The sequence below is a fragment of the Amycolatopsis aidingensis genome (genome assembly GCF_018885265.1).
In the GTDB taxonomy this organism is placed as follows: domain Bacteria; phylum Actinomycetota; class Actinomycetes; order Mycobacteriales; family Pseudonocardiaceae; genus Amycolatopsis; species Amycolatopsis aidingensis.
Window position 1 is genome coordinate 2,434,446 of sequence record NZ_CP076538.1, and the last position, 16,397, is coordinate 2,450,842.

At 69.7% G+C, this 16,397-nt stretch carries 15 protein-coding genes; 6 read left to right on the forward strand and 9 right to left on the reverse strand.

The window, feature by feature from the left end; translation table 11 throughout:
• Positions 1-73 precede the first annotated feature (73 nt).
• From KOI47_RS11595 to KOI47_RS11610, 4 genes are all read left to right on the forward strand, one after another.
• Positions 74-553 (forward strand): hypothetical protein, encoded by a 480-nt coding sequence (locus KOI47_RS11595; protein ID WP_216215983.1) that lies wholly within the window; start codon positions 74-76, stop codon positions 551-553.
• Complete coding sequence (locus KOI47_RS11600; protein ID WP_232376849.1) at positions 546-2,018, forward strand: ricin-type beta-trefoil lectin domain protein; 1,473 nt, start codon at positions 546-548, stop codon at positions 2,016-2,018. Before KOI47_RS11595 ends, KOI47_RS11600 begins: the two co-directional genes overlap by 8 nt.
• Positions 2,019-2,466: 448 nt before the next feature.
• Positions 2,467-4,140: a hypothetical protein gene (locus KOI47_RS11605; RefSeq protein WP_216215985.1), complete on the forward strand. Its 1,674-nt coding sequence runs from the start codon at positions 2,467-2,469 to the stop codon at positions 4,138-4,140.
• Between the two features lie 77 nt (positions 4,141-4,217).
• Positions 4,218-5,306, forward strand: a complete 1,089-nt coding sequence (locus KOI47_RS11610; RefSeq protein ID WP_216215986.1) for an NAD(P)-binding domain-containing protein — start codon at positions 4,218-4,220, stop codon at positions 5,304-5,306.
• Here KOI47_RS11610 and iolD read toward each other — a convergent pair.
• Genes iolD through KOI47_RS11650 form a run of 8 tightly spaced genes read right to left on the reverse strand, consistent with a single transcriptional unit; the run spans position 5,291 to position 13,573 of the window.
• The gene (gene iolD / locus KOI47_RS11615) at positions 5,291-7,138 is read right to left on the reverse strand and encodes a 3D-(3,5/4)-trihydroxycyclohexane-1,2-dione acylhydrolase (decyclizing) (protein WP_216215987.1); all 1,848 of its coding nucleotides are present in this window, start codon (positions 7,136-7,138) and stop codon (positions 5,291-5,293) included. The genes KOI47_RS11610 and iolD overlap by 16 nt on opposite strands.
• Positions 7,135-8,022, reverse strand: coding sequence for a 5-deoxy-glucuronate isomerase (gene iolB / locus KOI47_RS11620; RefSeq protein ID WP_216215988.1), 888 nt, complete (start codon positions 8,020-8,022; stop codon positions 7,135-7,137). The genes iolD and iolB overlap by 4 nt, the downstream gene beginning before the upstream one ends.
• Positions 8,019-8,918, reverse strand: a complete 900-nt coding sequence (locus tag KOI47_RS11625) for a Cgl0159 family (beta/alpha)8-fold protein (protein ID WP_216215989.1) — start codon at positions 8,916-8,918, stop codon at positions 8,019-8,021. Before KOI47_RS11625 ends, iolB begins: the two co-directional genes overlap by 4 nt.
• Positions 8,915-9,862 carry a 5-dehydro-2-deoxygluconokinase gene (iolC, locus tag KOI47_RS11630; protein WP_216215990.1) on the reverse strand — a complete coding sequence of 316 codons (948 nt, stop codon included), beginning with the start codon at positions 9,860-9,862 and terminating at the stop codon, positions 8,915-8,917. Before iolC ends, KOI47_RS11625 begins: the two co-directional genes overlap by 4 nt.
• On the reverse strand, positions 9,859-10,644 hold the full coding sequence (locus KOI47_RS11635) for an ATP-binding cassette domain-containing protein (RefSeq protein ID WP_216215991.1): 786 nt from the start codon (positions 10,642-10,644) through the stop codon (positions 9,859-9,861). Before KOI47_RS11635 ends, iolC begins: the two co-directional genes overlap by 4 nt.
• The gene (locus KOI47_RS11640; RefSeq protein WP_216215992.1) at positions 10,641-11,696 is read right to left on the reverse strand and encodes an ABC transporter permease; all 1,056 of its coding nucleotides are present in this window, start codon (positions 11,694-11,696) and stop codon (positions 10,641-10,643) included. Before KOI47_RS11640 ends, KOI47_RS11635 begins: the two co-directional genes overlap by 4 nt.
• The gene (locus KOI47_RS11645; RefSeq protein ID WP_216215993.1) at positions 11,693-12,679 is read right to left on the reverse strand and encodes a sugar ABC transporter substrate-binding protein; all 987 of its coding nucleotides are present in this window, start codon (positions 12,677-12,679) and stop codon (positions 11,693-11,695) included. Before KOI47_RS11645 ends, KOI47_RS11640 begins: the two co-directional genes overlap by 4 nt.
• 12 nt (positions 12,680-12,691) lie before the next feature.
• Positions 12,692-13,573, reverse strand: a complete 882-nt coding sequence (locus KOI47_RS11650) for a TIM barrel protein (protein WP_216215994.1) — start codon at positions 13,571-13,573, stop codon at positions 12,692-12,694.
• A gap of 126 nt (positions 13,574-13,699) precedes the next feature.
• On the opposite strand from KOI47_RS11650, the gene KOI47_RS11655 reads away from it, so the two are divergent.
• Positions 13,700-14,698 (forward strand): LacI family DNA-binding transcriptional regulator, encoded by a 999-nt coding sequence (locus KOI47_RS11655; protein WP_456318996.1) that lies wholly within the window; start codon positions 13,700-13,702, stop codon positions 14,696-14,698.
• A 9-nt stretch (positions 14,699-14,707) separates the two neighbouring features.
• Positions 14,708-15,706 (forward strand): Gfo/Idh/MocA family protein, encoded by a 999-nt coding sequence (locus KOI47_RS11660; protein WP_216215995.1) that lies wholly within the window; start codon positions 14,708-14,710, stop codon positions 15,704-15,706.
• Positions 15,707-15,775: 69 nt separating this feature from the next.
• Here the strand turns inward: KOI47_RS11660 and KOI47_RS11665 are convergent, their stop codons facing one another.
• A complete protein-coding gene (locus KOI47_RS11665; protein WP_216215996.1) occupies positions 15,776-16,366 on the reverse strand; it encodes a TetR/AcrR family transcriptional regulator in 591 nt (196 codons plus the stop codon).
• Between the last annotated feature and the right edge of the window lie 31 nt (positions 16,367-16,397).

Genomic DNA, 16,397 nt, shown 5'->3' on the forward strand with positions numbered 1-16,397 from the left:
CAGCGCAATACCAAAGTATTGAAGGGGAGGTCGGCGGTTGACGTCAGTACATTCATGGCTTCGACCTGCGCTCGTGGGTGCGGTCTGTGCGGTGGTTTTGGGCGGTCTGGTCGCCGTCACGGGAGCTGCGTCGGAGGATGTTGACCAGGTTGCCTCGGGTGCTGCGCCGGAGGGCGGGCAGCCCGGCATTGTGGAGGACTACGAGTACCCCGGTGCCGATCAAATTCTCGAAGAGCGTGGCATTACCTTGAAGCGTGGTGATGGGCGCATCCTTTTGGTTGAATGCGACGACAGTAATGAGCTTATGGAAGTCTGGAGCAGAAGTAAGGGGCGTTTCTGCTTTAGTATTGCACCACAAGGTGGCTACCTCGCTCTGGAGGTCCCGGAAGTATACGGTGCCAAGGGTGACGATCACTCTATTGAAGTCACCGTGACAAATCGAGATCGAATCGAAACCTACGATGTTTCGAGGAACGGCTGGACGCCCATTGGTGAAGGTGACGATCCTGACAATGGGCCTGCCACACTTCTAGAAATACGTGCCGATGCGTAAGCAAAGGGAAAGATCATTTATGCCGTTTGTGGGGCGTTCGAGTCGTATGTTCGGGCTGGCCGCGGGTATTTTGGGGGCCGGACTGATGGTCACTGCGCCCGCGCATGCGGTCGCGGGAGGGTCACCGGTTACGGATGGCAGCTCGCCGTTCACGGTGAAGGTCGATACTGAGGGGCGTAGCTGTACCGGGGCGTTGGTCGCACCGCAGTGGGTGGTGACCGCCGGTTCCTGCTTCGGTGATTCGCAAGCAGGACCGCCCGCAGAACCGAGCACGGCGACGATCGGCAGGCCCGATCTGTCCAGCGGCACCGGGCAGGTCGTCGCGGTGACCGAGTTGGTCCCGCAGGAGAGTCGTGACCTAGTGCTGGCGAAGCTGGCTTATCCGGTCACTACGGTCGGCGCGATCGGGATCGGCGCGGGCGCTACCGAAGGTGAGACGCTGCGGTTGACCGGCTACGGCCGGACCTCGACCGAGTGGGTACCGGATCAGGTTCAGGCGGCGGATTTCACCGTGAGTTCGGTGGCCGATACCACTGTGGGTATCAACGCCGAGGCCAGCGCGTGTAAGGGAGACGCCGGCGCTCCTGTCGTCCGCAACGGTGCGGCCGGCCCGGAGCTGGTCGCTGTTGGTGTGGCTTCCTGGCAGCATGGTTGCCTCGGCGAGACCGAGACCCGGGACGGCGCGACCGCGGCCAGGGTGGACGACCTCGCCGGCTGGATCGACGAGCAGTCGACGGGACTGACGATCCGTAATCACAACGGTCAGTGCCTTGACCTGGGTTCGAACGACCCGGGAACGCCGGTGGTCATCGCCACCTGTGTCCCGGACAACCCCAGTCAGCAGTGGTCGGTGCCGGGCGACGGCACTGTTCGTAACCACAACGGTCTCTGCGTGGAGCTGACGGAGTCCCCGGCGAAGATTGCGCAATGCGCACCGGAGAACCCGGCTCAGCAGTGGCGGCGACCCGGTGATGGGACGTTCGTTCACGAAACCGGGTCGTGCATGGATATCGGCTCGAATGCGCCGGGAACGAAAGTCGGGGTCCACACCTGCCGCGCGGGGGCTACGAGCCAGCAGTGGAAGGTTCCGGCGGTCGGCTCCATCGTCAATCACAACGGACTGTGCGCGGATCTCCGGTACAACGACCCCGGCACCATCGTGATGACCACGGACTGCCGACCGACGCACGTCAGCCAGCGCTGGGGTGTGATGGAGGACGGGACCATCCGCAACCACAACGGGCTCTGCCTGGACCTTCGGTACAACGACCCGGGCTCCAAAGGTCTGATGGCCGCGTGCCGGATCGGTGCGGCCAGCCAGCAATGGCGGCTGCCGGGCGACGGCACGATCCGTAACCACAACGGTCAGTGCCTTGACCTGGGTTCGAACGACCCGGGTACGCCGCTGGTCATCGCCCGGTGCGTGGCGAACAACCCCAGCCAGCAATGGGAACATCGCAGTTGAGGGGTAGCCGGAGGGCCGTTCGAAACGGCTGACGGTGCAGGTCGAACACATGGCCGGTCCTCGTGGTTCGCGAGGGCCGGCCATGTTGGCGCAACGTGACGCCACGAAGCATCCGGCCTGCCGTGTCGCAGCGCTGGACCACCCCTGCGAATTCATTGCATGTGGTGGGCTTAGAATCGTTCCGGCTTACGTAGCCGTTCTCCGCCATTGATGCTGTGCGCGGTCCTGGACCTTGTCCGGTTCCGAGCGAACTCGTCGGCAGTGGGGTCACTGCCCGTTTACTGAAGGGACCGTTGTGTCGTCTTCGCCTGAGCTGACCGATCAGCCAGACGCCGACCTGAGGCCACGCAGTGCAGCAGCGGACAGCGAATCGAGCACCAAGTCCGGTAACGCCAGTCACAAAGGGTGGCGGTACGCTTACATCGCGCTCGCGCTCCTCGGTGCCGGGATGACGTTCCTTTTCATCCGGATGACACTGGATGACTCCTTCATCACCTGGCGTTACGGTAAGACCCTTGCCGAGTCCGGTGTGTGGAACTGGAACAGCACGGGCCCCTTGGTGGAGGCATACACCAACCCGCTGTACGCCGCGTTGTCCATCGTGCCGGCCGTCCTCGGCATCTCGGCCGAACTGTTCTTCAAGCTCGTGTCGATAGCAATGGTGGCCGGCTACGTGCTCGTGGTCCGCAGGGCGAGGCTGCCGCGGATCCAAGAGTTCGTGCTGCTGGCGGTCGCGCTGGCCAGCCCGGTCTTCTATGTCCAGTTGTACCTCGGCCTCGAGACGGCATCCTTTGCTCTGCTGATTGGTTTGCTGTTCTCCATCCTGTACCGGCGTGGGTCGCTGGGAACCGCCGGCTTCCTGGTGGCCGCGGCCGTCGCGGTGAGCAGGCCAGAAGGCATTGTGCTCGCCTTCGTCGCTATCGCCTGGGCGCTCGTGCTGGATCGCCGCAACCGAGCCAACTGGATCGGTGCGGTCTCGGTGCTCGGCGGCTGGGGCCTCTACTGGTGCGCGCGTTGGTGGTATTTCGGGCAGTTCTTCCCGAACACTTACTACAAGAAGACCGCGAACGACGAGTCCTTGTTCGTGAAGATCCTGGATCTGGCGCTGGTCATCGGTCCGCTGCTGCTGCCCATCGTGCTGGGCATCGCGGTGGCGGCGACGCTGTACCGCCGTCAGGTAGCGATCAGCCACGAGCGGCCGCAGGAAATCCTGCGGGACGCCACACCCGCGTTGCTCGCGGCGGTATCGGCGGCAGTCGTGCTGGGTGTGTACCAGAAGTCCGACCTGGTGATGGATCCAGGTCACAGGTTCTACTGGCAGCTGCTGTTCCCGGTCGTGTTGGTTGTGCTGAGCCGTCCCATCATCCGCCCGGCGCAGACAGGCCCGGACAGCTTGCTCTACCGTCGCCTGTTCGGCTTGATTGCGGTCGCGATCGCGACGGTGACCGTGGTGGCCTGGCACGAGTCCCTGTCAAGTGTAGCCATGATTGTCGGCGTCGGGGTCGTGGCGGTTGCTGTGATCGTCGGTTTCGCCCGGGACACGCGGGTCCCCATGGCGATAGCCGCCATCGGACTCGCCACCACGGTCGGCTTCACTTCTACCTCGGAGCTGACCAGCTTGCTGGCCTACCGGTACCGGCTGGCCGACGCGCACGAGGCGATTGGGAAAGCCATCGAACGGACCCAGTTGCCCCCAGGTTCGATCGCGGTCGGCGACGCCGGAATTCTGCCCTATGTCGTCGACCAGCGTGTTGTCGATGTCTCCGGTCTCGGGACGGTCGCCACGGCGCACGGAACCGTCGATGCCGAGTATCTGGACGAGCAGAACCTGGGCCTGGTCGTGTTGATCTCCCGTGAACCGGTGGCGGGAACGACGAACCCCGTCGACTCATCACCGGTATTTTATGACTATGTCACGAACGAGCGCCCCGATTTCGTTGCCGGTCGTGCTGCGATGTTCGCTGACAAATACTACTTGAACTACTGGATCAGTCCGGAATGGGCCGACAGCGGCCTGGCGGACGAGCTGGATGAGGTCTTCGAACGTTCGAAGCGCGACAACGCCATGCCGAACCCCGCGGTGTTCATGGACAACCTCTGGAACTTCCCGTTCTTGAGGTGATCGTGGCGTTCCAAGCTCGTCGGCAGCGACTGCACGCGAACGTGGAATAGCGTGCCGCGCCGGTCGTTGTACCGGGTATGGGCACGGCTGGAGACCACGAGACGGATGTCGTGGTGATCGGTGCGGGGCAGGCTGGGCTGTCGGCCGCCTACTTCCTGCGCCGTGCCGGCTTCGGCAATAATTCCGGGTTTGTCGTACTGGACCACGGGAAGCGGGCCGGTGGGGCCTGGCAGTACCGCTGGCCGACGTTGCGGCTGGGCCGGGTGCACGGGATCCACGACCTGCCGGGGCTCGCGCTGGAGGAGCGGGACGGCGCGCGGCCCGCCGCTGATGTGGTCTCCGAGTACTTCGACCGCTACGAGCGCACGTTCGACCTTCCGGTGCGGCGGCCGGTGGACGTGCTGGCGGTACGCCGTGGCCAGGGGGAGCGGCTGCTGGTGGACAGCGCCACCGAGACCTGGTCCGCCCGCGCCGTGATCAACGCGACCGGGGCCTGGGACCGCCCGTTCTGGCCGTACTACCCGGGGCAGGAGACCTTCGCCGGGCGCCAGTTGCACACCGCCGACTATTCCGGCCCCTCCGGGTTCGAGGGCAGGCATGTCGTGGTGGTCGGTGGCGGGACCTCGGCTGTGCAGCTGCTCACCGAGATCGCCGAGGCCGGTCACCCGGCGAGCACCACCTGGGTCACCCGCAGGCCACCGGTGTTCCACGAGGGCCCGTTCACCCCGGAGCACGGCCGCGCCGCCGTTGCCAGGGTGGAACGAGCCGTCTCGGCGGGCAGGCCACCGGGCAGCGTGGTGAGCGTGACCGGGCTGACCCTCACCCCGGAGGTGGAGCGGGCCCGCGCGGCCGGGCTGCTCGAACGCAGGCCGATGTTCGAGCGGATCACCCCGGACGGCGTGGTGTGGGCGGACGGCACCACGCAGCGGGCCGACGTGATCCTCTGGGCCACCGGGTTCCGGGCCGCGGTGGACCACCTCGCCCCGTTGCAGCTTCGGGAACCCGGCGGCGGCATCCGGGTGGACGGCACCCGCGCCGTGGCCGAACCGCGCCTGCACCTGGTCGGCTACGGGCCGTCGGCGAGCACCATCGGCGCCACCAGGGCTGGCCGGGCCGCGGTGCACGAGATCCGCAAGACCATTGTGGACGCTCAGGTGCCGGTGTAGCGCAGCTGACGCTCCTTGCCTTCCCGGTGCCCCGCATAGCCGGACACGTGTTCCGGCACGCCGACCTCCCACCAGGCACCGGACTCGGTCCAGGCCGCCGGATGCGTGCGGATCACCACCACGGCAGGCCGCCGCTGTGCCACGGCGGCCTCCCGTGCCCTGGCGTAGGCCGCCCGCAACCCGTCCAGATCCTCGGCGGGAAACACCGCGCAACCCAGCGCGGCGGCGTGCGCGGCGAAGTCCACCCGCGGTGGCTCGGCATGCCCGCTGCGGCAGTCGGCGTAGAAGTTGTTGAACGGCTCCGCCCCCTGCCCCTGCTGCAACCGGGCGATCACCGCGTACCCGTCGTTGTCGCACACCACGGCCACGAACGGATGCCCTGCGAAGGCCGCGGAGAACAGCTCCGAGTTGAGCATCAGGTACGAACCGTCGCCGAGTAGGCTGGTGACCAGCCCTTCCGGGTGCGCCATGGCCGCGCCCCAGGCGCCTGCCAGCTCGTAGCCCATGCAGGAGAACCCGTACTCGACGTCCATAGTAGACACACCGGATGCCCGCCAGCCGCCGACCAGCTCGCCCGGCATCCCTCCGGAGGAGGTCAGCACGTAGTCCCGTGGCCCGGAAAGCTCGTTCACCACACCGACCACCTGGGCGTAGCTCGGCAGGCCGGTGCTCGGCGCGCGCAGCCGGTCGATATGCGCGTCCCACCGGGACCGTTCCGCGGCCGCCCGGCGCGACCACTGCTCCGCAGCGTGCCAGTCGGCCAGCACCGCGGTGAGCTCGGCCAGCGCGGTGTCCGCATCGGACACCACCGCCAGCGCGCCGTGCTTGACCGCGTCGAACCGGGCCGCGTTGATGGTGACCAGCCGCACGTCCTCGGCGAACACCGTCCAGGATGCCGTGGTGAAGTCCTGCAGTCGCGTCCCAACGGCCAGCACCAGGTCCGCCTCCTCGGCCAGCGCGTTGGCCGAGGAGGACCCGGTGATGCCCAGCGGCCCGGCATGCAGCGGATGATCATGCGGCACCAGGGTGCGGCCCGCGGTGGTCTCGGCGACCGGCATCCCGTGCCGCTCGGCGAAGGCGAGCGCCCGCCCGGCCGCGCCGGAGTAACGGACCCCGCCGCCAAGCACCAGCAACGGCCGCCGCGCCGCCCGCAGCGCCCGCGCGGCCTCGGCCAGCGACCGCTCGTCCGGACGCGATCGCGGCACCCGGTGCAGCCGGGGCTCGAACAGCGCCTCCGGGAAGTCGAAGGTCTCGGCCTGTACGTCCTGCGGCAGCGCCAGGGTCACCGGGCCGGCTTCCGCCGGATCGGTGAGCACCCTGGCCACCTGCGGCAGGGTGGACAGCAGTTGCTCCGGCCGGGTGATCCGGTCGAAGTACCTGCTCACCGCCCGGAAGGCGTCGTTGACCGTAATGGTCGCGTCCGCGAAGTGTTCCACCTGCTGCAACACCGGATCCGGTGCCCTGCCCGCGAAGGTGTCCCCTGGCAGCAGCAACACCGGCAGCCGGTTGGCATGCGCCACCCCGGCCGCGGTGACCAGGTTCAGCGCACCGGGCCCGATCGAGGAGGTCACCACGCCGACCTGCCTGCGGTGCGTGGCCTTGGCATACCCCGCCGCCGCCAGCCCCATGCCCTGCTCGGTCTGCCCGCGCCACACCGGCAGCCGATCGGAATGCTCGGCCAGCGCGCTGCCCAGCCCGAGCACGTTGCCGTGCCCGAAGATGGCGAAGGCGCAGGGAAAAAGCGGAACCTCGTCCCCGGAAAGGGTTTCCGAGTACTGTGCGAGCAGCCAGCGCACCAGCGCCTGCGCGGTGGTGAGCCTGAGTGTCGTCATCGCCGTCCCTCCGCGGTGGTCACCGGGCAGCGGGGATCAGTGGGCAGGCCGGCCCAGGTGTCCCTGATCCAGCCGTGCGCCGGATCGTCACAGAACGCCATCGACCTCTCCTCCGCAGGCCCGGCCAGCACGTTCAGGTAGTACATCGGGTAGCCGGGGGCGGCCACGCACGGCCCGTGATACCCGCGCGGCACCAGGAAGACATCGCCGTCCCTTACCGCGACATCCTCGTTCAGCCGCCCGTCCGCGGTGTAGGTCCGGTGGAACCCGAACCCCTCCCGGTCGTGACTGAGGCCGTCCCTGCCCGCGATCCGGAAGTAGTAGATCTCCTCGTTGATCACCTCGCACTCGCTCGCCTCATCGTGCTTGTGCGGCGGGTAGGAGGACCAGTTGCCAGCGGGGGTGATCAGCTCGCAGGCGTTCAGCTTGTCCGCGTGCTCCCACACCCCTGGCACCCCGAAGTTGGTGACCTGCCTGGTGGCCTGGCCCGCGCCCCGCACCTCCACCGGGACATCGCCCGCGGGGCCGTAGCGTGGCTCCAGCCTGCGGGAGCACCGGGCCATCGGCAGCGCCACCTCGCATCCCCCGGCCGAGCTCAGCGTGACCTCGGTGTCCCGCGGCAGGTAACCGAAGTCGGTGACCTTGCTGAACACGCTCTGCCTCCCGTGCAGGGCGAGCAACTCGCCCTCGGCGTCCACCGTGCAGCCCCCGGACAACGGCAGCACGAACGCCTCGAACTCGCCGGTGCGCACCACCCTGGACGCGCCGGCGGCCAGCCGCAGCACCCGCAGCCCGGTGTAGCTCCAGCCGGCCTGCTCGGGAGTGAGCAGCACCGGGTCCGCGCCGTCGGTGAGTGTCCCCAGCGGACGGTGTAGCTCGCTCATGACTCCTCCCGCGCCGCGGTGAGTACCTTGGCCGCGGCGTCCACCGCGGCTCCGACATCGCCGTCCGGCGGGTACAGCAGCGCCCGCCCGACCACCAGCCCGCGCACCGCCGGGTGGCGCAGGGCCCGCCCCCAGGAGGCCAGGTCCGCCGCGGGGTCGGCGGCCGGCACCCCGCCGAGCACCACCACCGGCAGGGTGGTGGCGTTCAACGGCACGTCCTCCTCCGGCGCGGGCAGCTTCAGCCAGGTGTGCGCCGAGGTGACGCCGAGGCCGGAGGCCACGGTGACCGCGCGGGTCAGCGCGGCCGCGTCCCCGGCCAGCCGCAGCCGCCCGTCCGGTTCCCGCCGGTACGGCAGTGGCTCGACCATCGCCATCAGCCCGTGCCCGGCGAGCCCGGAAACCGCATCGGCACAGGCCTGGAGGGTGGGCACCGTTCCCGGATCGGAGTCGACAAGGCGCAGCAGCATCTTCCCGCCGTCCAGCCCACGCTCGGCGATGGCTGCCGCGCTGTAGGCGGTGAACCGGTCGTCGATCTCCCAGTCCGCCCCGGCGAGCCCACCGCGGTTCATCGAGCCGATGACCACCTTCCCGTGCAGGGCATCCAGCAGCAGCAGTTCCTCGACCACGTCCGGGGTGGCCAGCAGCCCGTCCACCGCGGGGTGGTCCAGCGCGACCAGCAGGCGTTCCAGCAGGTCCCTGCGGTCGGCCATGGCAAGCGGGCGCTCGCCGACGCCCAGTGCGCCCCTGGCCGGATGATCGGCCGCGACCAGGAACAGGGTCCCACTCGCGCCGGGCGGCTCCGTCCGGCGCCGCCGCCCGGCATAGGCCCGCGCCACCGCCCCCGGATCGGCGGTCCGGGTGGCCAGTAGCTCGCGCCAGCGCTTGTCGGTGATCATGCGTGCAGCAACTCCTCGATCTCCTCGGAGGTGGGCATGGCATCCGCGCAGGCCAGCCGGGAGGCCACCAGCGCGCCGGCCGCGTTGGCGTAGCTGGCGGCGCGGACCGGTTCCCAGCCGGACAGCAGGCCGTGTACGAGGGCCCCGCCGAAGCCGTCCCCTGCGCCGAGCCCGCAGACCACCTCGACCCGCCGCGGCGGCACGGTCCGCATGCCCTCCGCGGTGGCGACCAGCACCCCCTCGGCGCCCATCTTGATCATGACCAGCCGGACACCCCTGGCGAGCATGCGCCCGGCCGCCTCCTCCGGATCGCCGGTGCCGACCGCGACCGCGGCCTCGTCCCGGTTGCCGACCGCGACGGTGACGTGATCCAGCATCCAGCCGATCTCCGCGCGGGCGGTGTCCACGGTGTTCTCCGGCGGCCAGAACATCGGCCGGTAGTCCAGATCCAGCACGGTGTGCTCGCGCCGCCCCCGCCGTAGCAGGATCTCCCGCTGGGTGGTGCGGGCCGGCTCGGCGCTTACCCCGGAGCCGGTGACCCACAGCAGCGGCACTCGCTCGATCACCTCCCACGGCACATCCGGGCCGGTGAGCGTCAGGTCGGGGGCGATGGGGGAGCGGTAGAACAGCAGCGGCGGGTCGGCAGGCGGATCGAGCGCGCAGAACACCACCGGCGTCAGCAGCCCGGGGGCGGTGCCGACATGCTCTGCCGACACCCCGAAGCCGGTGAGCGCCTGCCGCACGTACTCGCCGAAACCGTCCGGACCGACCTTGGTCAGCACCCCGGAGCGCCTGCCGAGCCGCGCCGCGGCCACCGCCACGTTGGTCGCGGTGCCGCCGAGCGATTTGGCGAAACTGCGTACCCCGGCCAGCGGAACCCCACTCTGTTCCGGGTACAGGTCCACCCCGACCCTGCCGACGGTGAGCGCCTCGATGCCGGTCATCCGGTCTCCGCCGCGCGCAACTCGTGCTCCAGTGCCTCCAGTTCGGTTCCGCCTGCCATCTGCCGGGTGAGCTCGGCAAGGTCGATCTCGGACTTCTCGTAACTGCCGAGCGGTGCGCCCCGCTTGAGCAGCAGGAACCGGTCACCGACCGGGTAGGCATGGTGCGGGTTGTGCGTGATCAGCACCACTCCGAGGCCGCGATCCCGGGCCTGCGCCACATACTTCAGCACCACTCCGGCCTGCTTCACCCCCAGCGCCGCGGTCGGCTCGTCCAGGATCAGCACCTTGGCTCCGAAGTGGATGGCTCTGGCGATGGCAACGCACTGCCGCTCGCCGCCGGACAAGGTACCCACCGGCTGCTCGACATCGCGCAGATCGATGCCCAGCTCGGCCAGGGCTTGCCGGGTGATCCGCTTGCCGCGCTTGCGGTCGAGCAGCCGCAGTGCGCCGAGGCCGACGGTCGGCTCCGAACCGAGGAAGAAGTTGCGCCAGACGCTCATCAGTGGCACCACCGCGAGATCCTGGTACACCGTGGCAATACCGCGGTCCAGTGCGTCGCGTGGCGAGTCGAACCGAACCGGGCTGCCGTCCAGCCGGAACTCACCTGCGTCGTGCCGGTGTACCCCGGCCAGTATCTTGATCAATGTGGACTTTCCGGCTCCGTTGTCGCCGAGCACGCAGGTGACCTCGCCCGCGTTGACCACAGTGGACACGTCACGCAGTGCGATCACGCTGCCGTAGGTCTTCCCGACACCGGTGACCTCGATCAGTGGGGCATTCATCGGCGTACCCTTTCCGCTCGACGCCGCAGCGTGTTGTTCACCAGCACCGCGGCCAGCAGCAGCGCGCCGAGGAACAACATGAACCAGTCGCTGTCCCAGCGGGCGAACACGATGCCCTGCCTGGCCATGCCGAAGATCAGCGCGCCGATGGCGGCCCCGATCGCGGAGCCGAACCCTCCGGTGAGCAGGCAGCCGCCGACCACCGCGGCCACGATGAACTGCAACTCCAGCCCGATCCCCTGGTTCGCCTGCACGCTGGCGAACCGCAGCACGTTGATCGAGCCGACCAGCCAGCCCGCGAAGGCGGTCAGCATGAACAGCGAGATCTTGGTGCGGATCACCGGTACCCCGACCGCCCGCGCGCTGACCGCGGAACCGCCGACCGCGAAGATCCAGTTGCCGAACCTGGTCCGCACCAGCAGCAGCGCGGCCGCGACCGCGAAACCGATCCACCACAGGATGGACACCTGGAACTCGGTGCCACCGATGTTCATCGTGGAGGCGAAGACGAACCCGGCCGACTCGTAGCCATCGGTGCTGCGCATCCCTGACACCTGCACCGTGCCGGTGACCAGGTTGGTCACCCCGAGGTTCAGTCCCTGCAGGGCTAGGAAGGTGCCCAGGGTGATGATGAAGCTGTGCAGCCCGGTGCGCATCACCAGCCAGCCGTTGAACGCGCCGACCAGCATGGCGAAGGCCAGCGAGGCCAGCAGCGCCAGCCAGACGTTCCAGCCTGCCTGGGTGGCCAGGATCGAGGTGACCAGTGCGGTGGACGCGGTCATCACGCCGGTGGAGAGGTCGAACTCCCCGCCGATCATCAGCATCGCGACGCCGACGGCCATGATGCCGAGGGTGGAGGCGTCGTCCAGCCAGGTGGCCACGCCGTCCCCGGTGAGGAACTGCTCGGTGCTCACCGAGAAGAACAGGAAGACCACCGCGGCGCCGAGCAGCGCGCCGATCTCCGGGCGCACGATGAGCCGGTCGGCCAGCCGGGGCGTGGCGATCCGCTCATCGGGCTGGGCGGGGGTCAGTGGGGGAGCCGGCGTACTCATCGGGTACCTCGTTCCACATAGTCGGCGATCCGGGCGATATCCCCCTGCTCGACGAGGTCGGGGCCGGTGAGTACCGGCTTGCCACCACCGACGACGTTGGCGTTGTCGTGGTACAGCTTCAGGAACACCACCGGCAGGTACCCCTGCTCGTACTGCTGCTGATCCACCGCGAACAGCACGTCACCGGCCTCGATCGCGGCTACCACATCGGAGTTGAGGTCGAAGGTGGCGACCTCCGCGGTCGAGCCGACCTGCTCGATACCGCTCACCGCGTTCGCAGCCACCTGCGAGTTCAGTGCCAGCACCGCGTCGATCGAGCCGTCCGCCTGCACCGCGCCCCTGATCCTGGCCTGTACGTCGGCCGGGTTGTTGATGTCCACCTGCAGCGTGGCGGTCTCGCCGGAGAACCCCCGTTCGGCACCGGCGCAGCGTTGCGCCTGACCCACGTTGCCTGCCTCGTGGATGACGCACAGCAGCTTGGTCTTGCCCAGCTCGGCGAGCCGCCTGCCCGCTCGCTCGCCCGCGAGGCTCTCGTTCTGCCCCACATGTGTCAGCGCGCCGTACTCCGCGCTCTGCTGCTCCCCGGAGTTGATCGTGATCACCGGGATGCCTGCCCGCACGGCGTTCTCCACCGAGGGCCGCAGCGCCTGCGGGTTGGCCATGGACACCACCAGCCCGCCGACGCGCTGCGCGACCGCGTTGTCGATCAGCTTCGCCTGGCGGCCGGGGTCCCCGTCGGACTGGTACTCGACCTGCACGCCGAGTTGTCTGCCTGCCTCCTCCGCACCGTTCTTCACCACGTTCCAGAACGCGTCCCCCGCGGTGCCGTGCGAGATCACCGCGACCCGCAGCGGCCCGTCCAGTACGGGTGCGGCCCCGGCGTCCGGAGCGCCCGGCTCCTCGGCCTTGGGCCCGGTACAAGCCGAGAGCAGCACTGCCCCCGCGGCGGCCAGTAGCCCCGCTCTCCAGCGACAAGACCTCATTGTCTCTCCTCGCTATTGATTCATGAGCCCGGACAGCCAGTCCAGGCTGCGCCGGGTGTGCTCGCGTGGCCGGTCGTCCCGGCTCGCCGCGCCGAGCGCGGTGTCCTGTTCCAGGACGTACCAGCCCTGGTAACCCGCCCCACGGAGAAAGCCGACCATGGACTCGAGATCCACATCGCCTTCGCCGAGCGGGGCGTACAACCCCCTGCCCACGGCGGCGGCGTAGCCGATCCGGCCCGTGCGCACGTCGTGGGCGAGATCCCCGTGCACATCCTTGAGGTGCACGTGCCCGATCCGGCCAGGATGCCGTCTCGCCAGCCCGACCGGATCGGTCCCGCCGATCAGCAGATGCCCGGTGTCAAGGCAGAGCGCCATGGCGGAGTCGGCGAGGAACCGTTCGACCTCCGCCTCGGTCTCCACCTGGGTGCCGACATGCGGGTGCAGCACGGTGCGCAGCCCCCGGTCCGCCGCCGCGGCTGCGATCCGCTCCGCGGTGTGCACCAGGGTTCGCCACTGCGCCGGGGTCAGGGCGGGCCGGGTGTCGTAGCCGTCCAGCCCGGTCGCCGCGGCCAGCACCAGTACCTCGCCGCCACCCGCGGCGAGCTGGGCGGCGGACTCGTCCGCGGCCCGCAGCGCGGCCTCGGGGTCGAGGTGCAAGGGCACGGCGAGGAAGCCGCCGACGAGTGTCAGGCCGTGCCCGGCCAGCAGGGCGCGCAGCGACCCCGGCTCGGCGGGGAGATAGCCCGGCGGGCCGAGCTCGGTGGCGCGGACGCCGAGCTCGGCCATCTCGCCGAGCACCCGCTCCGGTTCGAGCATCCGGCCCCAGCCGGGAACCTCGCACACCCCCCAGGAGATCGGCGCGGCGGCGACCCGGATTCCAGACTTCGTCGTCATCAGCGGCAGCTCCCGCGGTAGCGGTCGTTAGAGCGCTCTATTGATTAGAGCGCTCTAAGCTTGTAGCGTACGTCACATCACTGTCAAGGGGTGAACTCGCGGGAGGAAGCGTTGGCCCGGCCGACCATGGAGGACGTCGCCGAGCGTGCGGGGGTGTCCCGTGCGCTGGTATCACTTGTCATGCGCAACTCGCCGAAGGTCAGCGAGCAGCGCAGGGCGGCGGTGCTGCGCGCGGCCGAGGAACTGGGCTACGCGCCGCACGTGATGGCGAGGTCGCTGGCCAGCCGCACCGCCACGGTGCTCGGGGTGATGGTCTCCGACCTGCGCAACGCCTTCTTCGCCGAGGTGGTGGAGGGCCTGGACGGCGCAGCGCAGGCGGCAGGGTTCGACCTGATCCTGAACACCGGCGGCCGCAGCCCGAGCCGGGAGCGGGCCGCGCTGCGCAGCCTGCTGTCCTTCCGGCCTGCCGGAATCGTACTGCTGTCTCCGGTGCTGCCAGCGGCGGCGATCGAGGCGGCGGCCGAGCAGTGCCCGGTGGTGCTGGTCTCCCGCTCCTCCCGGCTGGCCACAGTGGACACCGTGAACGACGACGGTGAGGCGGGTGCCGCACTCGCCGTGGACCACCTGGTCGGCCTCGGGCACCGGCACATCGCGCATCTCGACGGTGGTGGGGCGGCCACCTCCGCGGCGCGGCGGAAGGGCTACCGGGCCGCGATGAACCGGCACGGGCTGCGGCCGTGGGTGGTGCGCAGCGAGCACACCGACACCGCGGGGGAGAAGGCGGTGCAGGAACTGCTGTCCACCCGGGCACTGCCCACCGCGCTGCTGGCAGGCAACGACTTCAACGCCGTCGGTGCGATCTCCGCGCTGGAGGAGGCCGGGCTGCGGGTGCCTGCCGACGTGTCGGTGGTCGGCTACGACAACACCTCGCTGGCCGCGTTGAAGCACGTCTCGCTCACCACCGTCGACCAGCCGCGCACGGAGATGGGGCGGCTGGCCGTGGAGGCGTTGCTGGAACGGGTGCGGGGCGGCCGCCGCGACCCGGTACGCCATCTGCTGCACCCCTCGCTCGTGGTGCGGGCGACCACCGGCTCTCCCCGGCCGGACGCGCACGGAGAAGGATGAGGAGAACGGATGAGGCTGGGACTCGCGGGCACCGGGCGGATCGGTGCCCGCCATGCCGAGATACTGCACCGGATCGGCGAGGTGGACTCACTGGTACTCGCCGACGCGGACGCGGCGCGGGCACGCGACCTCGCCGCCGGTCTGGGCGCGGAGTTTGCCGCCGATCTCGATGACCTGTTCGGTTCCGGGATCGACGGCCTGGTGGTGGCCGCGGCGACCGATGCCCATCCCAAGCTGATCCTGCGCGCGGTGGCGGCCGGTATCCCGGTGTTCTGCGAGAAGCCGGTGGCCGGGGACGTTGCCGGAACCCTCGAGGTGCTGGACCGGATCCGGGACACAGGCGTGCAGGTGCAGATCGGCTTCCAGCGCCGGTTCGACGCGGGCTACACCGCCGCGCGCGAGGCCGTGCGCGCGGGCTCCCTCGGCAGGGTGCACACCCTCCGTGCCACCACCCTGGACCCCGCCCCGCCGCCCGCGGAGTACATTCCGCGTTCCGGCGGCCTGTTCCGGGACTGCGGGGTGCACGACTACGACATCATCCGCTGGGTGACCGGCAGGGAGATCGTCGAGGTCTATGCGCTGGGCACCAACCGCGGGGCGGAGTTCTTCGCCGCGGCGGGCGATGTGGACACCGGTGCGGCGGTGCTCACGCTGGACGACGACACCCTCGCGCTCACCTCCGCGGGCCGCTACAACGGCGCGGGCTACGACGTACGGCTGGAGGTGCTCGGCTCCCGCGGCAGCCTCGCGGCCGGGCTGGACGAGCGGTTGCCGGTGCGCTCGGCCGAACCGGGCGTGTGCTGGCCGCCCGGCCCCGCCCACCCCGGCTTCCTGCAGCGGTTCCACGCCGCCTACGTCCGTGAGCTGGAGGTCTTCGTGGACGTGGTCGCAGGCAGGGCGGCCAGCCCGTGCACGGTGTCCGACGCGCTGGAGGCCTGCTATGTGGCGGAGGCCTGCGAGCTCTCCCGGCACCGGCGCCGCCCGGTCCGCCTCGCCGAAGTGCGGTGAACGTGGCTTTCGCGACGTTGGATGTCCCGATAGTGCCGTTCGCGACGGTGAGCGTCGCGAACGCCACGTTCAGGGTTTTTGCGGGTTCAGTAGGGAGCGTGCGGTCTTGGTGACCAGGTCGACGGCGCGGGGCGGGGGTGGCTCGCCGCGCGCCAGGTACCGCCGGACCACCGCGTAGGGCAGGTCCACCAGCACCAGCATGATCTCGTCGGTGCCTGCCCCGGTGACCGGCCGGAGCCTGCGCACCGCCGCGCGTAACGCGGAGCCCAGCCGGCGCTCGGCCCGTTCGGCCCGGGAGCGGTCGTCCGCCGACCACTCCCGCGGGCCGAACTCCTGCTTGCCCGCCAGCAACACCTTTCCCTCCGCGGGCCGTTTCCGGCACCAGCGCACCACCCGCGCGGCCGCCTCCACCGCCGCGGCCTCGGGTGGTTCCCCCGTCAGGGCCGCCAGGTAGTCCTCCTGGAACCGTTCGACCGTGCGCAGCCAGACCCCGGCAAGCAGCGCGGGCCGATCCGGGAAGCGGTGGTACATCGAGCCACTGGGCGCGCCAACCGCCCGTGCCACGGCGGACATGGTGACGCCACGTGCCCCCGTCGCGGCGTACAGCCGGATCGCCGCGTCCAGGAAGTCGTCGGCCGTATGCCGTGCGGGCCTGCCCATCTTCTAGAGATTATGCTCTAATACTGTTTTA